Consider the following 18,762-nt stretch of genomic DNA (forward strand, 5'->3'; position numbering starts at 1 on the left):
CTGGCACAGCGCATGCATTGAAGCCGGTCAGGAGGTCGCCATGAGCGAAGTGTTGATGACCCTGATCGGCCTAGTGCTGGTCAATAACGTGGTGCTGGTCCGCTTTCTCGGGCTGTGCCCCTTCATGGGCGTGTCGAAGAAGATCGACAGCGCCTTCGGCATGGGTCTGGCCACCACCTTCGTAATGACGCTGTCGGCAATGGCCGCCTGGGCGCTCGAACACGCCTTGCTGCTGCCGTTCGGGCTCGGCTACCTGCGCATCCTCGCCTACATCGTGGTCATCGCCGCCGTCGTGCAGTTCGTCGAAATGGCCATGCACAAGACGCTGCCCGACCTGCACCGCGTGCTCGGCATCTACCTGCCGCTGATCACCACCAACTGCGCGGTGCTCGGCATTCCGCTGCTCAACGCACAGGCCGGTCATGGCCTCGGCATGAGCGTGCTCGGCGGCTTCGGCTCGGGTGCCGGCTTCACGCTGGTGATGATCCTGTTCGCCGGCCTGCGCGAACGACTGGCGCTGATGCGCGTGCCGCAGACCTTCGCCGGACCGCCGGTCGCTTTCATCACGGCCAGCCTGCTGGCGCTGGCTTTCATGGGTTTCACCGGCCTGGTGCCGGCAGGCGGCGGCTGATGCGTCGCACCGAAGGGGAGAGAGCACGATGGAACAGATGATTACCGCGGTCATGAGTCTGACCGCGATCGGCTCCGGGCTCGGCATCGTGCTCGGTGTGGCGGCGCGACGCTTCGCCGTCGAAGGCGACAGCCGGGTGAAGGAAGTCGAGGACATGCTGCCGGCCGCCAACTGCGGTCAGTGCGGCTTTCCCGGCTGTGCCGGTGCGGCGGAGGCCATCGTCGCCGGCACTGCGTCGCCCACCTGCTGCCCGCCCGGCGGCAAGGTGGTGGCGCTGGCGATTGCCGAGCATCTGGGCATCGCGCTCGACGCCGACGAGGTCGACGACGTGCCGCTGATCGCGGTGATCGAGGACGCGCTGTGCATAGGCTGTACCAAGTGCTACCGGCTGTGTCCGTCGGACGCCATCATCGGCGCGATGAAGCAGTTGCACGGCGTGTTCGAGGACGCCTGCACCGGCTGCAACCAGTGCGCCGAGAAATGCCCGACCGGCGCCATCACGATGCAGCCGCTGCCGCTGACCGCCGGCACCTGGGTCATGCCGAAACCTGCGCTGGCGGCCTGAGCCATGGCACACATCGTCATTCCACCGATACGCCGGCTGCTCACCCGCTGGGGCATCCATCCGGACGCGCGCAAGCATCCGGCCGCCGGTCTGGACATCGTCGACGCCGGCCTGCCGCCCTTGCTGGTGCTGCCGCTGGCGCAGCAGGCCGGCGCACCGGCGCGTCCCATCGTGCGTATCGGCGACCACGTGCTGCGTGGCCAGTGCGTGGCCGAAGCGGCCGGACCGATTTCGGCGCCGGTGCACGCATCCACCTCGGGCACGGTGATCGCGATCGGCGAGGCGCCGATGCCGCATGCGTCCGGTCTGCCCGGGCTGGCGATCACCCTGCGCCCCGACGGCGAGGACCGCTGGATCGAGCGTGCCGGCGAACCCTATCCGATCCGGCTGGCGCCGGAGGAAATCGCCCGCCGGGTCGCCGAAGCTGGCGTCGTCGGCATGGGTGGCGCCGCCTTTCCGGCGGCGGTCAAGCTGGCGCTCGGTCAGCGCAGCGCGATCGACACCGTCATCCTGAACGGCAGCGAATGCGAGCCCTACCTGTCCTGCGACGACAGGCTGATGCGCGAGAACGCGGCCGACATCATCGAGGGTGCGCGCCTGATCATGCGCGCCACCGGCGCGCGGCGCGTGCTGGCCGGCATCGAGGACAACAAGCCGGAAGCGATCGACGCGATGAAGGTGGCTGCGCATCCGTATCCCGAGGTGGCGGTGGTGCGCATTCCGAGCCGCTATCCGATGGGCGCGGAGCGCCAGCTCATCTACACGCTGCTCGGGGTCGAGCCGCCGGCCGGCGGTCGTGCCGCCGACGTCGGCGTGGTGGTGCACAACGTCGGCACGGCAGCGGCGGTGTGGCGCGCGCTGCGCCACGGCGAACCGCTGATCGAGCGCGTGGTGACGGTGGCGGGTGGTGCGCTGGCGGCACCGCGCAATGTACGCGCACGCATCGGCACGCCGCTGTACTGGCTGATCGAACGCGCCGGTGGGCTGACGCGCGAGCCGGCGCGCATGGTGGTCGGCGGCCCGATGATGGGTGTCGCGGTGAGCGACCTCGACACGCCGATCGGCAAGGGCGCCAGCGGCGTGCTGGCGCTCACCTCGGCCGAGGTGGGCGAGCGCGAGCCGAGTGCCTGCATACGCTGCGGCAGCTGCGTCACCGCCTGTCCGGTCGGCCTGATGCCGCTCGAAATGGCCAACCGCATCCACGCCGGCGAACTGGGTCAGGCCGAGGACATCGGCCTGCGCGACTGCCTGACCTGCGGCGCCTGCGGCTACGTCTGTCCGTCGCGCATTCCGCTGGTCCAGTACTTCGCCCACGCACGCGGCGAACTCGCTTCGCGCGAGCGCGAACGCCATCGCCTCGATCACGTGCGCGAGCTGACCGAGGCACGCGCCGAACGGGTCGAACGCGAGGCGCGCGAAAAGGCCGAGGCGCATGCGAAACGCAAGGCCGAGCGCGCCGCGGCGCAGGCGAAGGAAGCGGCGGCCAAGGCCCGGGACGAGGAGATTTCGGCATGAACAATCCGGTCCAGGCTTCGCCGCACGCGCTGACCCAGCGCACCAGCGGCCGCATCATGGCGCTGGTCATGCTGGCGCTGCTGCCGGCCACGCTGGCCGGCTTCTGGCAGTTCGGCTGGCCGGCCTTCTGTCTGTGGCTGGTGACCGTGGCCAGCTGCGTGCTGGCCGAGGCGCTGTGCCTGCAGTGGGCCGGCAAGCCGGTGGCGCCGGTGCTGGCCGATGGCTCGGCCGCGCTGACCGGCTGGCTGCTCGCGATGTCGCTGCCGCCCTGGGCGCCGTGGTGGCTGGGCGTGCTCGGCGGCGTGTTCTCCATCGTGCTGGCCAAGCAGGTGTTCGGTGGCATGGGCTGCAATGTGTTCAACCCGGCCATGGTCGGACGCACCGTGCTGCTGGTGTCCTTCCCGGTGCAGATGACGCAGTGGGTCAGCCCGGCGCTGATCGCGCAGGGCACCGATCTGGCGCAGGCGGTGAGCATAGGCCTGCACGGCGTCGCCACTGACGCGATGACCAGTGCGTCGCTGCTCGGCCACGTGAAGACCGAGCTCGGGCGCGGCATCGACCTCGCCGGTGCGATGGTCGCGTTCGCGCCGGAACAGGCTTTCGCCGGCGCGCGGCCTGGCAGCCTGGGCGAAACGTCGGCGCTGGCCATCGTCGCCGGCGGCCTGTTCCTCGTGTTCAAGCGGGTGATCGGCCTGCGCATACCGATCGGCTACATGGCCGGCCTGTGTCTGCCGGCCGCCATCGCGCACGCCGCAGCACCCCACGCCTTCATGCCGGCGGGGGCCCACCTGCTGTCCGGCGGTGCACTGCTGTGCGCCTTCTTCATCGCGACCGACTACGTCACCTCGCCGAGTGCGCCCTTCGGGCAGTGGATCTACGCGCTCGGTGCCGGGCTGCTCACCTGGCTCATCCGTACCTGGGGCGGTTACCCCGAGGGGGTGGCGTTCGCCATCCTGCTGATGAATGCCGCCACGCCGCTGCTCGACCTGTGGGCACGGCCGCGCATCTTCGGCCGTCGCGTCGGCGGCAAGCCGCTGGCGGCGCGGCGCGCACAGGAGCCACTGCAATGAGCCGACCGCTACCCGACGCACCGTGGTTTCCGGGCGTGACTCTCGGTGTGGTGATGCTGGTCACGACCGCCGTGCTGGCCTTCGCCCAGGGCGCCACGCGCGACGCGATCGAACACGCGCAGGCCGAGGACACGCGCCAGCTGCTGACGCAGATCCTGCCGCCCGGCTATGCCGACAACAATCTGCTGAACGACACGCTGCAGCTGGACGGACCGTCCGGTGCGCCGATGACCGTCTATCGCGCACGCCACGGCGGCACGCTGAAGGCGGTGCTGTACGAGGTGTCGGGCAAGGGCTACGGCGGTCGCATCGTGCTGCTGATGGCGGTCGACCTGAGCGGCCGCGTGGTCGGCGTGCGCGTGACGCGGCACAACGAAACGCCCGGTCTGGGCGACAAGATCGAGCTGGCGCGCAATCCGTGGATACGCAGCTTCGACGGCCGCACGCTCGGCGATCCGCCGCCGGCGCGCTGGGCGGTGAAGAAGGACGGCGGCGACTTCGAACAGTTCGCCGGCGCCACCATCACGCCGCGCGCGGTGGTCGCCGCGGTGCGACAGGGTCTTGAGTTCTTTGCCGCGCACAAGGCGGTGTTGTCCGGCGACGGAGCGACAGTGGAAGGAGAGCGGAAATGAGCGATCAGCCGGCAGCACGCGCCGTGATGCGCGACGGACTGTGGGACAACAATGTCGTGGTCGCGCAGATGCTGGGCCTGTGCCCGACCATGGCGGTGACCAGCAGCGCCACCAACGGACTCGGCATGGGGCTGGCGACGACCGCCGTGCTGCTGATGTCGAACGCGCTCATCTCGTCGTTGCGGCACTGGGTCAGCGACGAGGTCCGCATACCGGTATTCATCGTGCTCATCGCCGGCATGGTGACGCTGGTCGATCTGTGCCTGAACGCGTGGTTCCACGATCTGTACAAAGTGCTCGGCATCTTCATCGCGCTCATTGTCGTGAACTGCGCGGTGCTCGGACGGGCGGAAGCGTTCGCGTCGCGCCACGCGGTCGCGCTGTCGGCGGTCGATGGCCTGGCCACCGGGCTGGGTTTCACGCTGGCGCTGACGCTGATGGGCGCGGTGCGCGAAGTCTCCGGTGCCGGCACGCTGTTCGCCGGTGCGTCGCTGCTGCTCGGTCCGCAGTTCGCCTTTCTCGAAACGAAGGTGGCGGACGCCGGCGCGCTGTTCATGATCCTGCCGCCCGGCGGCTTCCTTGTGCTGGGGCTGCTGATCGCCGCGCGGCGCCGTCTGCAGCACTGGTCGGAATCGCGCCAGCCGGCTGGCGTGCCAGCAGCGGCTGCGCAGTGAGGACCGGATGAGGACGACGCGATGAAGATAGGCGTGGCGTGGGTCGGGCCGACCGACCGCGTGTGGATGCAGGTGGAGGTGCCGGACGGCTGCACGGTGGCCGATGGCATCGCGCGTTCCGGAATTCTGGAGCGCTGCCCTGACATCGACATCGACAACGCCAAGGTGGGCGTGTTCGGCAAGGTGGTGAAGAAGGACGCGGCGCTGCGTCCGGGCGACCGTGTCGAAATCTATCGTCCCATCATCTGCGATCCGGAAACGGTGCCGCGACGCAACGGTGCCGACGACGACGATGACGAATGAAGAGGTGAGCGCACGCAGCCGCGTGCGTGACTACCACCGTCGCACCATGCACCGCTATGCGGCCTACGCCGCTGGCCCGGAAACGCTGGACTGGGACGCGCAGCCGTCGCCCTTCCGTCACTACGAGGGCGCGCCGCGGGTGGCGTTGCCGCTGGCCACCGACGACGACAGCCCGGTCGCCGCGCGCTTGCGTCTGGACTGGCGCATGCTCGACACCGGTCTGCCGCCGGTGCCCTGCACACCGTCCGCGCTGGGTGCGCTGCTGCATCTGGCACTGGGCCTGACCGCCTGGAAGTCCACCGGCCCCGACCGCTGGGCTGTGCGTGCCAATCCGTCGAGCGGCAATCTGCATCCGGTCGAGGGCTGGCTGTTCGCGGTCGGCGTGCCGGGGCTGGCGGACGGCCTCTGGCACTACCTGCCCGAAGTGCACGCGCTGGAACTGCGCGCCGCCTTCGAGCCGGGTGGTGCGCCCGGGCTGCACCTCGCGCTCAGTTCCGTCATGTGGCGCGAGGCGTGGAAGTACGGCGAGCGCGCCTTCCGCTACTGCCAGCTCGACGTGGGCCATGCGACCGCCGCACTGCGCAACGCGGCCGCCGTGCTCGGCTGGTCGCTCGCCGTGCAGCCGGTTCGCGTCGACCTGCTGGCGGCAGCGCTGGGGCTCGATCGTCTGCCGGATTTTCCGGCGCGACGCGAGCAGGCAACCGAGGTGGAAGAGGCGGAACTGCTGTTCGGTGTGGGCGTCGGCCACGTACCCGGGCCCTTGCCGGTGCGCACTGTCGAGCGCTGGCACGGGCGGGCGAGCACGATAGACGCGCATCCGATGTACCGCTGGCCGGTGATCGGCGACATCGCCGAAGCGACGCGCGACGCCTTGCCGCGTGGCGAACTGCCGGCGCCGATGCGTGCGGTGGCCGCGCCCTGCGGCCGCTCGGTCGGTCATGTGCTGCTCGGCCGGCGCAGCGCGCAACGCTTCGACGGTCGTCACCTGATGGCGCGCGACGACTTCGACGGCCTGCTGCAACGGCTGCAGCCCTGTCGCGCCGCGCCGTGGGACGCATTGCCCGACGACCGCCGCATCGATCTGCTGCTGTTCGTGCACCGGGTCGACGGCCTCGCGCCCGGCGTCTATCTGTTGCCACGCGGTCCGGCCGGGGGCGGGGTGCTGCCGCTGCTCGCTGCGCTGTATCCGCTGACGCCCGTTGACGGGCTGCGCAGTGACCTGCGCCTGCTCGCCACGATGGCGCCGCCGGCGCTGGCGCGGCTGGCGCGCAGCCTGCACTGCCACCAGGACATCGCGTCCACCTCCTGCTTTGCGCTCGGCATGCTGTGCGAGTTCGACGCCGCGCTCGATGCATCGCCGGCGGCCTACCGCGCGCTGCACCGTCAGGCCGGCCTGATCGGCCAGCAGCTCTATACCGAAGCCGAAGCGCTGGGTCTGCGCGGCACCGGCATCGGCTGCTTCTTCGACGACGCGGTGCACGAACTGCTCGGCCTCGAAGACGAGCGCTTCCGCACGATCTATCACTTCACGATGGGCCGCGCCGTCGACGACGCGCGCATCGAAACCACGCCTGCCTACGCGGGCGCCGAACAGGAGCCGATGGCGGCATGAGGTCCATCAGGACGTCGGCGCGTCGGCTGGAGGGCTGAACAGTGAGCACGACCTACCACCGCATTTCCGCCGCCCAGGCGGCCGATCTGATCGCCCGCCACCGCAGCGGCCGCCTGCCGGCGCTGGCGCTGTTCGATACGCGCGACCGCGCCAGTTTCGAGCGTGCCCACATCGACGGCGCACGTCACCTGAGCGACGCCGTGTTCGGCGAGGTGCTGCAGACCGTGACTCGGCCGACGCCGGTGCTCATCTACTGTTACCACGGCAATGCCAGCCAGAGCTGGGCCGAGCGCTTCAGCGACTTCCGCTACCCCGAGGTGTACAGCGTCGATGGTGGCCACGCACCGCTGGCCAACGCGCTCGACCGGCTGGCGGTCGGCCGCGACGGTTGCGCGCTGCCGCCGGACGCGTCACCGGCGCTGCGCGCGCTGATCGAATCGAATGGCTTCGATCCGCGCAATCTGGACGGCGCGATCGCGCACGGGCTGACGCCGCTGATGCGCGCCGCGCTCGACGGCGACGCGGCACTGGTGGACGAACTGCTGGCGGCCGGCGCCGACGTCGGCTGCCGCAACGCCGACGGCAACAACGCGCTGTGGCTGGCCTGTGTCGGCGGCGACGCCGACATCGTGCGTGCGCTGGCCGGCGCCGGCATCGACCTCGACAACCGCAACGACACCGGCGCCACCGCGCTGATGTACTGCGCCTCCAGCGGCAGGCACGCGATGCTTGCGCTGCTGCTCGATCTCGGCGCCAACCCGCTGCTGCGCACCGACGACGACTATCTCGCCGCCGATCTTGCCTCGACCGTCGAGTGCCTCAAGCTGCTGCGGCACACCGTCGCATGAGCAGCCCGACGAAGGCAGCTCCCGGCGTCACCGCGCGACGCACACGCCCGCCTTCATTCCAACCCAGCCGAAGCAAGGATTCCCGATGACTCCGGGCACGCTCCAGGCGGTCGGCACTGCGCTGTTCGCGGTGGCCGTCGCACACACCTTCCTGACCCGATATTTCGAGCACCTCGCACATCTGCAGCCCGGTCACGCCGGCATCTGGCATCTGCTCGGCGAGGTCGAAGTGGTGTTCGGCTTCTGGGCCTTCGTGCTGCTGGCCTTCATGGCGCTCACCAGTGGTGCCGGCAGCGCCGCCGGCTACCTGGAAGCGCTGGACTACACCGAGCCGGCCTTCGTGTTCGTCATCATGGTGGTGGCGGCCAGCCGGCCGGTGCTCGAACTGTGCAAGGCGGGCGCTCGCACGCTGGCGCGCTACATCCCTGCGCCCGACAGTGTCGCCTTCCATTTCGTCTGCCTGTCCGTGCTTCCGCTGCTCGGTTCCTTCATCACCGAGCCGGCTGCGATGACGCTGGCGGCGCTGATGCTGCGTGACAACGTCTACAGCAGGAAGATTTCGCACCGCCTGAAGTACGTCACTCTGGGCGCGCTGTTCGTGAACGTGTCGATCGGCGGCACGCTCAGTCATTTCGCCGCGCCGCCGGTGCTGATGGTGGCCGGCAAGTGGAACTGGGACATGTGGTACATGCTCGGCCACTTCGGCTGGAAGTCGGCGATCGCCGTGTTCGTCAACGCCGGTGTGGCGACGCTGCTGTTCGCGCGCGAGCTGAAGTCGCTGCACGTGGATACGCGCCGCAGCGACCGCACCGTGCCGCGCGCACTGATGCTTCTGCATGTGTTCTTTCTCGCCGGCATCGTTTACTTCGCGCACCATCCGGTGGTGTTCGTCGGACTGTTCCTGCTCTTCCTCGGTGTGGCCGAGGCCTACCGGCACTACCACGACCGGCTGATGCTGCGCGAGGGCCTGATGGTGGGCTTCTTCCTCGCCGGCCTGGTCACGCTGGGGGCGCTGCAGCAGGGGTGGCTGCAGGCCGCGCTCGCCGGCATGGACAGCACGGCGCTTTACTTCGGTGCCACCGCGCTGACCGCGATCACCGACAACGCGGCACTGACCTACCTCGGTTCGCTGGTCGAAGGCACAGACGAGGCCTTCAAGTACTCGCTGGTTGCCGGTGCGGTGACCGGCGGTGGGCTGACGGTGATCGCCAACGCGCCCAATCCGGCCGGGTTCGCCATCCTGCGCGGCCATTTCGACGACGAGGCGATCAATCCGCTGGGACTGTTCGTGACCGCGCTGCCGCCGACCATCGTCGCCATCCTGGCTTTCCAGCTGCTCTGAACACGCGCTATGAATCAGCCGCTTCGGCTTCGCCCTCGGTGCGCTGCAGCCGGTAACTGAGTTTGGGCCGCGACATGCCGAGCCGGCGCGCGGCGCGCGCGATGTTGCCGCCCTCCTGATCGACGCACACCTTCATCAGCTGCTGCTCCAGCGCCTCCAGTGGAATGCCGGCGCGCAGGATCTGCTCGACCAGTTGTTCGCGCACCGCGTCACCGCAGCCTTCTTCCAGCTTGCCGCAGGCGGAAATGCCGGATTCGCGCGCCAGCACCGCTTCCAGCGACAGGAAGAGATGGTGCGCCTCGATCCAGCCCTGCTGCGGCGCCAGCACGACGCCGCGCTCGATCACGTTCTCCAGTTCGCGCACATTGCCCGGCCAATGATGGGCGTGCAGGGCCTGGAAGCCCTTGTCCGACACGCCCTGCACGTGCTTGCCATGCTGGCGGTTGAACTTGGCGACCAGCGAATCGACCAGCTGGCGCAGGTCGGCCAGCCGGTCGCGCAGCGGCGGGATGTGGATGGGATAGACATGCACGCGGTAGTACAGGTCGGGGCGGAAGCGGCCTTCCTTCACCGCCTGCGCCAGATCGACGTTGGTGGCGGCGACCACCCGCACATTCACCTTGCGCGTGCGCTCGTCGCCGAGCCGCTCGATCTCGCCCTCCTGCAGCGCGCGCAGCAGCTTGGCCTGGGCGGCCAGCGGCATTTCGCCGATCTCGTCGAGGAAGAGGGTGCCGCCTTCGGCGCGCTCGAACTTGCCGGCGCGTGAGGCGTGAGCGCCGGTGAAAGCGCCTTTCTCGACGCCGAACAGTTCGGACTCGATCAGGTCGTGCGGGATGGCGGCGCAATTGACGGCGACGAAGGGCGCGTCCTTGCGCGGGCTCATCTGGTGCAGCACGCGGGCGAAGCGTTCCTTGCCGACGCCGGTCTCGCCCAGCAGCAGTACGGTCACCGTGGTGCCGGCGGCGCGCAGCATCAGTTCATAGGCGCGGCGGAAGCTGGCCGAACTGCCGATCAGGTCGGTCGGCGTCGGCGCCTCCTGCGTGCTGTCGATCTGGGCGACGCCGGCCCAGGCGGCCGAGGGCAGGTGGGCGATGCGGCTGTCCGGTTCGAAGTAGCGGGCGTACTGCTCGCCGTTCTCCCATTCCTCGACCGGCTTGCCGATGATGCGGCAGTTGTTGGCGCCGCAACAGGCGCATTCGGTTTCCTTGAACAGCACCATGCGGCCCATGAAGGCCGAGGTGTAGCCCGAGGCGTAGCCGATCTGCATCCAGCACACCGGGTCGGCGGCCTGACCGAATTCGCGCAGGTGGAATTCCGCTTCCCACGAGTGTTCCCACAGGAACTCGCCGTCGAACTCGCCGCTGCGCACGTCGATATGGATGTGCACCGGCGTCACCTGCACGCTGCCCTCCAGCATGTGCAGCTGCGGGCCGACGAAGAAGGATTCGATCGGGTTCTGGTCCGGCCGTATCGTGCGCGCCAGTTCGGCGTCGCGCATGCCGGATTCGTAACCCATGCGGGTCAGGATGCGGCGCGCCGATTCCGGCCCGACCGACTTGATGAGCTGCGTGCGCAGCGCCGACATCGCGGCGCAATGCATCAGCAGCATGCGATTTTCCGCCAGCCAGATCAGTCCGTCGTCGGCCGAGAACCTGACCAGTCGACGCAGATCGCTGTTGTGCGGGTATTTGAACGTACTCATTGCCCGTGCCTCCTCCAGACCGGTGCTTCATGTTGCGCTGCACAGCGGTTCGGCCTCCGTCTTCTGCAGCGGACCGCGTGCGCGATCCCGGCTGCATGGCGTGGCCGGTCTTCTTCCGGTCGAATCGTTCATCAGTTGGTGAACACCTCTTCGGGCGCTTCACCACCTCGTCAACCGGTGGACGCGGCGACTGTACTCCTGCCCGTCCAGAACCGCCAAATATCGAGATTTTTATCGATTATCGAGTATGGCACGCTTCTTGGATAGGAGAGGGTGCGGCTGACGGCTGCATCCGCTGCTTCGGCGAAAGCTCTCCAGCTTCCGTTTCTTCCGAGGTGTTGATGCGCCGCAGCACGCACCACAAAAAGGAGGAGGAAAGCGATGGCAATGACCGGCGTGCTGCGCCCGGGTCATGTCGCCCTGAGGGTGACGGATCTGGAAGCGGCGGTGAAACACTATGGACAGGTACTGGGCCTGCTGGAGACCGGGCGCGACGCGCAAGGTCGCGTGTACTTCAAAGCCTGGGATGAACACGATCACCACAGCGTGGTGCTGCGCAAGGCGGACGCGCCGGGCATGGACTACATGGGCTTCCGTGTGGACAGCGAGGCGACGCTGGACAGGCTGGCGGCGGAGGTGGAAGGCAGCCGGCTGGCGACCGATCTGCAGTGGATTCCCGCCGGCGAACATCTGCACACCGGCCGCCGCATCCGCTTCACGGTGCCGACGGGTCACGCGATCGAGCTGTTCGCGAGCAAGGACAAGGTGGGCAACGGCCTGCCGGACGTGAATCCGGACCCGTGGCCGGATGGCCTGATCGGCATGCAGCCGACCCGCTTCGACCACTGCCTGCTGTACGGCGACGACGTCGATGGCGTGGTGAAGCTGTTCACCGAAGTGCTGGGCTTCCGGATCGCCGAACAGGTGATGGCCGGCGATCTGATGGTGGGCGTGTTCCTGACCTGCTCGACCAAGCCGCACGACATCGCCTTCATCCGCAACCCGGAGAAGGGCAAGTTCCACCACTGCTCCTTCATCCTCGACACGTGGAACGACGTGCTCAGGGCGGCCGACCTGATTTCGAAGAACGACGTGTCGCTGGACATCGGCCCGACGCGGCACGGCATCACGCGCGGCGCCACCATCTACTTCTTCGACCCATCCGGCAACCGCAACGAGGTGTACTCGGGCGGCTACCAGTACTACCCGGACAAGCCGGTCATCACCTGGACCACCGAGGACCTCGGGCGCGCGATCTTCTATCACGACCGCAAGCTCAACGACGCCTTCCTCAATGTGTACACCTGAGGCGAGCGTCATGGCGTCGGCATTCGACCCCTTCCGCAAGTACGTGCGCGTCACCGGCGAGCGCGAAGACGGCTTCGTCGAGTTCGATTTCGCGCTCGGCGAGCCGGAACTGTTCGCCGAAATGATGCTCACGCGCGCCGCCTTCGAAGAGTTCTGCGCGGCGCAGGACGTGGTGCTGCTCGACGCCGCCGGTGCCGACCCGGCATCGCCGGTGTCGGCGCGGCTCAACGAAGTCCTGAACGGCGGTCCGCGCTGAGCGGCCGCACGAGAACACATCAGAGGAGACAGGCATGCAGATCGATCTGCGTACCGTATCAATCAAGCCCTTGCGCCAGACCTATGGCCACATCGCGCGGCGCTTCGGCGACAAGCCGGCATCGCGCTACCAGGAAGGCACTTTCGACCAGCAGCCGACCGCCAACTTCCACTACCGCCCGACCTGGGACCCGGACCGCGAAATCTTCGACACCTCGCGTACCCGGCTGACGATGAGGGACTGGTACGCGTTCAAGGACCCGCGCCAGTACTACTACGGTGCCTGGACGCTGGCGCGCGCGCGTCAGCAGGACACGGCCGAATCGAATTTCGATTTCGTCGAGTCGCGCAACCTCGGTGCCCTGCTCAGCGACGACGTACGACAGCAGGCGCTCGACCTGCTGCTGCCGCTGCGCCACGTGGCCTGGGGCGCCAACATGAACAACTCCGCCATCTGCGCCTACGGTTACGGCACGGCCATCACCCAGCCCTGCATGTTCCATGCGATGGACAACCTGGCCATCGCGCAGTACCTGACGCGCATCGGCCTGCTGCTGGGCGACGCCGCCTCGCTGGCCACCGCGAAGGAACACTGGCTGTACGCCGCCGACTGGCAGGGCCTGCGCCGCTACGTCGAGGACTGCCTGGTGGTGCAGGACTGGTTCGAGCTGTTCATTGCGCAGAACCTCGTGCTCGACGGCCTCGTGTATCCGCTGTTCTACAAGACCGTCGTCGAGGACGAACTGTCGCTGCGCGGCGGCACCGCGGTCGCCATGCTCACGCAGTTCATGACCGAGTGGTACGCCGAAACCGCGAAGTGGGTCGATGCTCAGGTGAAGACCGCCTGCGCCGAGTCGCCCGACAACGCAGCGCTGGTGCGCGGCTGGGTCAGCGCCTGGCAGGCGCGCGCGCTGGAGGCCGTGATGCCGCTGGCACAACGCGCGCTCGGCGAGCGTGCCGGCGCGGCGCTCGACGATCTCGCCACGCAGTTCACTGCCCGCGTCGCCAAGTGCGGCGTGCCGGCCTGAGGTCGCGCCATGTCCAAGGTATTCATCGCACTGCAGACCAACGACGACACGCGCCCGATCATCGAATCCATCCTCGCCGACAACCCGCACGCCGTGCCGGTCGAGTCGCCGGCGATGATCAAGATCGACGCCGAAGGTCACCTGACGGTGAAGCGCGAGTCGATCTCCGAACTGATCGGCCGCGACTTCGACCTGCAGGAACTGCACACGCACCTGATATCGCTGTCCGGCCATATCGACGAGAGCGACGACGAGTTCACGCTGCACTGGGACAACTGAGTTCCGGCGCACGCGCCGAGCGAGAACCCGGGACACAGACGGCCGCATGAACGGCCGCACCCGGATCTGTCATTGAGGAGAAGTACAGATGGACATGCAGGTACCGAAGAAGAAGCTGGGCCTGAAGGAACGCTACACGCTGATGACCCGTGATCTGGCGTGGGACACCACCTATCAGACCAAGGAGAAGGTGTATCCGTACGCCGACTACGAAGGCATCAAGATTCATGACTGGGACAAGTGGGAGGACCCGTTCCGGCTGACCATGGACGCCTACTGGAAGTATCAGGCGGAGAAGGAACGCAAGCTCTACGCCATCATCGACGCCTACAGCCAGAGCAACGGCCATCTAGGCGTGACCGACGCGCGTTACCTGAACGCGATCAAGATCTTCCTGACAGCGGTCACGCCGCTGGAATACATGGCACATCGCGGTTTCGCTCACGTCGGCCGCGCCTTCCCCGGCGCCGGTGCGCGCGTGGCCTGCCAGATGCAGGCGATCGACGAGATGCGCCACGCGCAGACGCAGATCCATTCGCTGTCGAACTACAACAAGTACTACAACGGCTTCCACGACGCGCCGCACATGTTCGACCGCGTCTGGTACCTGTCGGTGCCGAAGAGCTTCTTCGACGACGCGATCACCGCCGGCCCCTTCGAATTCATCGTGTCGGTCGGCTTTTCCTTCGAGTACGTACTGACCAACCTGCTGTTCGTGCCCTTCGTGTCGGGAGCGGCCTACAACGGCGACATGGGCACCATGACCTTCGGCTTCTCGGCGCAGTCCGACGAAGCGCGCCACATGACGCTGGGTCTTGAGTGCATCAAGTTCATCCTCGAACAGGACCCGGCCAACCTGCCCATCGTGCAGCGCTGGATAGACAAGTGGTGCTGGCGCGGCGTGCGCCTGCTGTCCATCGTCGCGATGATGATGGACTACATGCTGCCCAAGCGCGTCATGAGCTGGAAGGAAGCCTGGGAGATCTATTTCGAGGAAAACGGCGGCGCGCTGTTCAAGGACCTCGCGCGCTACGGCATCAAGATGCCGGCCTGCGCCGAACAGATCCGCCAGGAGAAGGATCACCTGTCGCACCAGGTGTGGGCCACCTTCTACAACTACGGCGGCGCCACCGACTTCCACACCTGGATGCCGACCGAAGACGAAATGCAGTGGCTGTCTCAGAAGTACCCGGACACCTTCGACAAGTACTACCGGCCGCGCTTCGAGTTCTGGCGCGAACAGCAGGAAAAGGGCAATCGCTTCTACAACAAGACGCTGCCCATGCTGTGCCAGACCTGCCAGATCCCGATGCTGTTCACCGAGCCCGGCGACCCGACGAAGATCTGCTACCGCGAGCGCAGCTACAAGGGCAACAAGTACCACTTCTGCTCCGACCATTGCCAGCACATCTTCGACAACGAGCCGGAGAAGTACGTACAGGCCTGGCTGCCGGTGCACCAGATCTACCAGGGCAACTGCTTCCCCGAGGGCGCCGACCCGACCGCGCCTGGCTTCGATCCGCTGGCCGCCGTGCTGGAGTACTACCGGCTCAACGTCGGCCACGACAACGGCGAGTTCGAAGGTTCGGAAGACCATCGCAACTTCGAAGCCTGGCGCGGCATGGCCAAGCGCAACGACTGAGGGGAACAAAGACATGCAAGTCGCAGCAGTGAAGGACTACGTCGGCGTGCCGCGCGACGTGGTCGACAACTTCCACGGCAACCAGCTCGTCTATATCGGCTGGGATGATCACCTGATGTTCGCCGCACCGCTGGCCTTCCCCTTCCCGCCGACCCTGCGCTTCGGCGACATCGTCGAGAAGGTGCTGCCCGGCGCCTACGGCTACCACCCGGACTGGTCGAAGATCGACTGGTCGAAGGTCGAGTGGATGAAGTCCGGCGAGCCGTGGACGCCGCACTTTAACCGCACGCTGGCGGAGAACGGCATCGGCCACAAGGACGCGCTGCGCTTCCGTACGCCCGGCCTGACCGGCATCAAGGGATCGTGCAGCTGATGGCTTACGCGCTGACCATAGAACCGCTCGGCCAGACGCTGGAGGTCGAGGACGACCAGACGGTGCTGGATGCCTGCCTGCGGGCGGGCATCTGGCTGCCGCATGCCTGCTGTCACGGCCTGTGCGCCACCTGCAAGGTGCAGGTGACCGACGGCGAGGTGGACCACGGCGAGGCGTCCGACTTCGCGCTGATGGATTTCGAGCGGGAAGAAGGCAAGACCCTGGCCTGCTGCGCGCGGCTGCAGAGCGACGTGACGATAGAGGCGGACATCGACGAGGAACCGGACGCGCGCAATATTCCGGTCGAGGATTTCCACGGCACGGTGAGCCGCATCGAACAGCTGACGCCGACGATCAAGGGACTGTTCATTCGCCTCGAGCGGCCGCTCGACTTCCAGGCCGGTCAGTACATCAACCTCGACATCGGCGCCGAGCCGGGCATGTCGCGCGCGTTCTCGCTGGCCAATCCGCCCTCCACCGGCGACGAGGTCGAACTGAACATCCGCATCGTGCCCGGCGGTCGCGGCACCACCTGGATACACGAGGCGCTGAATGCGGGCGACCGGGTGAAGCTGTCCGGTCCCTACGGCCGCTTCTTCGTGCGCGCGTCGGCGGAGAAACCGCTCATCTTCATGGCCGGCGGATCCGGGCTTTCGAGCCCGCGCTCGATGATTCTCGACCTGCTGGCCAAGGGCTACGCGCAGCCGATCACGCTGGTGTATGGCGCGCGCAACCGGGCCGAGCTGTACTACCACGACGATTTCGCTGCACTGGCGGCGGCGCATCCGAGCTTCAGCTACATTCCGGCGCTGTCCGACGAACCGGCGGGCAGCGACTGGGCCGGCTTCCGCGGCTACGCGCACGAGGCCGCACTGGCCCACTTCCGCGAGGATTTTCGCGGCCACCAGGCCTATCTGTGCGGACCACCGGTCATGATCGACGCCTGCATCAACGCGCTGATGCAGGGCCGGCTGTTCGAGCGTGACATCTACACCGAGAAGTTCTTCTCGGCCGCCGATGCGCAGCAGGTGCGCAGCCCGCTGTTCAGGAAGATCTGACCATGGGGCGTTCGTACAGCATCGTGCTCGACGGCATCGGCCGCGAATACCTGTGTGCGGACACGCAGAACGCGCTGCGCGGCATGGAGGCGCTGGGCGGCCGCGGCATCCCGGTCGGCTGCCGTCAGGGCGGCTGCGGCGTGTGCAAGGTGGAGGTGCTGTCCGGCACCTACACCGCCGGCGTCATGAGCCGCAGCCAGATCAGCGAGGAAGAGGAGGGCCGCCGGTGCGTGCTTGCCTGCCGCATCTATCCGACCAGCGACCTGCGGCTCAAGGTGGTCGGCAAGATGGCGCGCAGCGTCGAGGCGCTGAAGCAGGAGGCGGCGAAAAAGGGCTGAAGTGGCGAGGCCCTGTGGGAGCGAGCTTGCTCGCGACAGGGCCGCTGCACGCCGCGTGCTTCGATCGCCGCCGAGATCGCGCGCAAGCTCGCTCCCACGGGAGGCTTGCTCGTGCCGCCGACAAGGAGTGCTTCTTGTGGGAGCGGCCTTGGCCGCGACGGGGCGGTCGAGGTCCGGCTACGCCCGCCGTCAGCGCCCGTTCGCTACCTTGCGGCTTGCCGATTCCTGCGCGAACTCCGGAACTGCGGACACCGTGTGGAAGGCCCGCCAGATGTGGCCGGACAGCAGGCGGCTGGCTTCGTCGGCGTCGCGCGCGATGGCCGCCTTGAAAATCTGTTCGTGTTCTTCGTGCACATCCTGCGGCACCGGCCGGTTCAGCACCGATATGCGACGGTAGCGTTCCGACTGCCGGTACAGGATGGCCAGGAAGTGGCGGATCCAGCGCGAGCCGCAGGCGCCGATCAGCGTTTCGTGGAACACGCGGTTACGCTCCTCCCACTCGTTCACGCTGCCATCCAGGTCGCCAGCCAGCTTTTCCTCGGCCCGGGTCAGCAGGTGGAAGGCACTCACCAGATTGCCTTCCCACGCCTCATCGCCGTGGGCAATGCTCTGCCGCAGCGCCTCGCTTTCGAGCATCACCCGGGTGCGCGTGATGTCCTCGAGGTCGGCCAGCGATATGGGCGCCACGCGAAAGCCGCGCTGACCCTGAGCGACCACCAGCGAGTCGCTCACCAGCAGCGCCAATGCCTCGCGCAGCGTGCCGGCGCCCACCTCGTACTCGTCCTTCAGGTGCTCGACCCGAAGCTTCGCGCCGGGGGCGTGGCGGCCTTCGATGATGTCGCGCCGCAGTTGCCGGTAGGCGCCATCGACCAGTGTCTTCGGCTCGTAGGCGTCGCCGTTGACCTGGAAGTCGCCGGTAATCAGCTGATCCATTTGATGTTTCCCTGAATGCCCACGCCGGTTGGGCGGGCATGTCGCCATTCTAGTTCCGAACTTTCTCCGTGAAAAGCCAAAAATCTCGAGAAAAAACGTTGACGTCGAGATAATCGTTTTATATCGTTAAGTCCATCGAATATCGATGAGCGTGAGGTCGCGACACAGCGACCCGGCGGAGGAGACGACATGGACGTGGCAGCGCGGCAATCGACAGTGAGCTGGGAGGCGGCATCGGCGGCGGTCATCGCGGCCGTGGCGCACGCAGCGTCCGTCGGCGCCTGCGTCAATGCAGCGGTGGTCGATCGCGCCGGCCAGCTGGTGTCCTTCCTGCGCATGCCGGGCGCCCCGCTGCACTCGGTCGATATCGCGATCGACAAGGCCTATACCGCCGCCAGCTTCGGCCTGCCGACCGGCGACTGGGCGGCCGCCTTCTCATCCCATTCCGACGCAGTCCGCCAGGGGCTGCCGCTGCGCCCGCGCATGGTCATGTTCGGCGGCGGCCTGCCGCTGGTGGTGGCCGGCGAACGCATCGGCGGCATCGGCATTTCCGGCGGCTCCGAGGCGCAGGACGAAGACTGCGCCCGCGCCGCGCTCGCGGCGCTTGATTTGACCTCGGCGCGCTGACGCGCCGCTCCAACAAGAAAGAGATCG

21 protein-coding genes are annotated in these 18,762 nt (G+C 67.5%); 19 read left to right on the plus strand and 2 right to left on the minus strand.

Annotated features, from left to right (window positions below; translation table 11 throughout):
• Positions 1-40 precede the first annotated feature (40 nt).
• From rsxA to METFAM1_RS0117100, 10 genes are all read left to right on the plus strand, one after another.
• Positions 41-631 (plus strand): electron transport complex subunit RsxA, encoded by a 591-nt coding sequence (rsxA, locus tag METFAM1_RS0117055; protein ID WP_019916661.1) that lies wholly within the window; start codon positions 41-43, stop codon positions 629-631.
• Positions 632-659: 28 nt separating this feature from the next.
• Positions 660-1,196 (plus strand): RnfABCDGE type electron transport complex subunit B, encoded by a 537-nt coding sequence (locus METFAM1_RS0117060; protein ID WP_019916662.1) that lies wholly within the window; start codon positions 660-662, stop codon positions 1,194-1,196.
• Positions 1,197-1,199: 3 nt separating this feature from the next.
• Positions 1,200-2,711, plus strand: a complete 1,512-nt coding sequence (gene rsxC / locus METFAM1_RS0117065) for an electron transport complex subunit RsxC (RefSeq protein WP_019916663.1) — start codon at positions 1,200-1,202, stop codon at positions 2,709-2,711.
• Positions 2,708-3,781 (plus strand): RnfABCDGE type electron transport complex subunit D, encoded by a 1,074-nt coding sequence (locus METFAM1_RS0117070; RefSeq protein WP_019916664.1) that lies wholly within the window; start codon positions 2,708-2,710, stop codon positions 3,779-3,781. The genes rsxC and METFAM1_RS0117070 overlap by 4 nt, the downstream gene beginning before the upstream one ends.
• The gene (rsxG, locus tag METFAM1_RS0117075) at positions 3,778-4,413 is read left to right on the plus strand and encodes an electron transport complex subunit RsxG (RefSeq protein WP_024300796.1); all 636 of its coding nucleotides are present in this window, start codon (positions 3,778-3,780) and stop codon (positions 4,411-4,413) included. Before METFAM1_RS0117070 ends, rsxG begins: the two co-directional genes overlap by 4 nt.
• Positions 4,410-5,087: an electron transport complex subunit E gene (locus METFAM1_RS0117080; RefSeq protein ID WP_019916666.1), complete on the plus strand. Its 678-nt coding sequence runs from the start codon at positions 4,410-4,412 to the stop codon at positions 5,085-5,087. The genes rsxG and METFAM1_RS0117080 overlap by 4 nt, the downstream gene beginning before the upstream one ends.
• A gap of 21 nt (positions 5,088-5,108) precedes the next feature.
• A complete protein-coding gene (locus tag METFAM1_RS0117085) occupies positions 5,109-5,390 on the plus strand; it encodes an RnfH family protein (RefSeq protein ID WP_019916667.1) in 282 nt (93 codons plus the stop codon).
• Positions 5,380-7,002 carry a nitroreductase family protein gene (locus METFAM1_RS0117090; protein ID WP_019916668.1) on the plus strand — a complete coding sequence of 541 codons (1,623 nt, stop codon included), beginning with the start codon at positions 5,380-5,382 and terminating at the stop codon, positions 7,000-7,002. The genes METFAM1_RS0117085 and METFAM1_RS0117090 overlap by 11 nt, the downstream gene beginning before the upstream one ends.
• A 41-nt stretch (positions 7,003-7,043) precedes the next feature.
• Entirely contained in the window at positions 7,044-7,850 is an 807-nt protein-coding gene (locus METFAM1_RS0117095) for an ankyrin repeat domain-containing protein (protein WP_019916669.1), read from the plus strand.
• A gap of 85 nt (positions 7,851-7,935) precedes the next feature.
• On the plus strand, positions 7,936-9,192 hold the full coding sequence (locus tag METFAM1_RS0117100; RefSeq protein ID WP_019916670.1) for a putative Na+/H+ antiporter: 1,257 nt from the start codon (positions 7,936-7,938) through the stop codon (positions 9,190-9,192).
• 7 nt (positions 9,193-9,199) lie between these two features.
• Here METFAM1_RS0117100 and METFAM1_RS0117105 read toward each other — a convergent pair whose 3' ends face one another.
• Positions 9,200-10,894 (minus strand): sigma-54-dependent Fis family transcriptional regulator, encoded by a 1,695-nt coding sequence (locus tag METFAM1_RS0117105; RefSeq protein ID WP_019916671.1) that lies wholly within the window; start codon positions 10,892-10,894, stop codon positions 9,200-9,202.
• 381 nt (positions 10,895-11,275) lie between these two features.
• Here METFAM1_RS0117105 and METFAM1_RS0117110 point away from each other — a divergent pair, with 381 nt between their 5' ends.
• The 8 genes from METFAM1_RS0117110 (at position 11,276) to METFAM1_RS0117145 (ending at position 17,175) form a co-directional block, all read left to right on the plus strand.
• Positions 11,276-12,202, plus strand: coding sequence for a catechol 2,3-dioxygenase (locus METFAM1_RS0117110; protein ID WP_024300797.1), 927 nt, complete (start codon positions 11,276-11,278; stop codon positions 12,200-12,202).
• Positions 12,203-12,212: 10 nt separating this feature from the next.
• The gene (locus METFAM1_RS0117115) at positions 12,213-12,458 is read left to right on the plus strand and encodes a phenol hydroxylase subunit (protein ID WP_019916673.1); all 246 of its coding nucleotides are present in this window, start codon (positions 12,213-12,215) and stop codon (positions 12,456-12,458) included.
• 34 nt (positions 12,459-12,492) lie between these two features.
• Positions 12,493-13,485 carry an aromatic/alkene monooxygenase hydroxylase subunit beta gene (locus tag METFAM1_RS0117120; protein ID WP_019916674.1) on the plus strand — a complete coding sequence of 331 codons (993 nt, stop codon included), beginning with the start codon at positions 12,493-12,495 and terminating at the stop codon, positions 13,483-13,485.
• Positions 13,486-13,494: 9 nt separating this feature from the next.
• Complete coding sequence (locus METFAM1_RS0117125) at positions 13,495-13,764, plus strand: MmoB/DmpM family protein (RefSeq protein ID WP_019916675.1); 270 nt, start codon at positions 13,495-13,497, stop codon at positions 13,762-13,764.
• Positions 13,765-13,852: 88 nt separating this feature from the next.
• Entirely contained in the window at positions 13,853-15,406 is a 1,554-nt protein-coding gene (locus tag METFAM1_RS0117130) for an aromatic/alkene/methane monooxygenase hydroxylase/oxygenase subunit alpha (RefSeq protein WP_019916676.1), read from the plus strand.
• Between the two features lie 13 nt (positions 15,407-15,419).
• Positions 15,420-15,779 (plus strand): phenol hydroxylase subunit P4, encoded by a 360-nt coding sequence (locus METFAM1_RS0117135; RefSeq protein WP_019916677.1) that lies wholly within the window; start codon positions 15,420-15,422, stop codon positions 15,777-15,779.
• Positions 15,779-16,837: an NADH:ubiquinone reductase (Na(+)-transporting) subunit F gene (locus METFAM1_RS0117140; RefSeq protein WP_024300798.1), complete on the plus strand. Its 1,059-nt coding sequence runs from the start codon at positions 15,779-15,781 to the stop codon at positions 16,835-16,837. Before METFAM1_RS0117135 ends, METFAM1_RS0117140 begins: the two co-directional genes overlap by 1 nt.
• A 2-nt stretch (positions 16,838-16,839) precedes the next feature.
• Positions 16,840-17,175, plus strand: a complete 336-nt coding sequence (locus tag METFAM1_RS0117145; RefSeq protein ID WP_019916679.1) for a 2Fe-2S iron-sulfur cluster binding domain-containing protein — start codon at positions 16,840-16,842, stop codon at positions 17,173-17,175.
• Between the two features lie 189 nt (positions 17,176-17,364).
• On the opposite strand, the gene METFAM1_RS0117150 is transcribed toward METFAM1_RS0117145, so the two are convergent.
• Positions 17,365-18,108 (minus strand): GntR family transcriptional regulator, encoded by a 744-nt coding sequence (locus METFAM1_RS0117150; protein WP_019916680.1) that lies wholly within the window; start codon positions 18,106-18,108, stop codon positions 17,365-17,367.
• 189 nt (positions 18,109-18,297) lie between these two features.
• On the opposite strand from METFAM1_RS0117150, the gene METFAM1_RS0117155 reads away from it, so the two are divergent.
• Positions 18,298-18,735 (plus strand): GlcG/HbpS family heme-binding protein, encoded by a 438-nt coding sequence (locus tag METFAM1_RS0117155; protein WP_020647602.1) that lies wholly within the window; start codon positions 18,298-18,300, stop codon positions 18,733-18,735.
• Positions 18,736-18,762 lie beyond the last annotated feature (27 nt).

It is taken from the genome of Methyloversatilis discipulorum (genome assembly GCF_000527135.1).
In the GTDB taxonomy this organism is placed as follows: Bacteria; Pseudomonadota; Gammaproteobacteria; order Burkholderiales; family Rhodocyclaceae; genus Methyloversatilis; species Methyloversatilis discipulorum.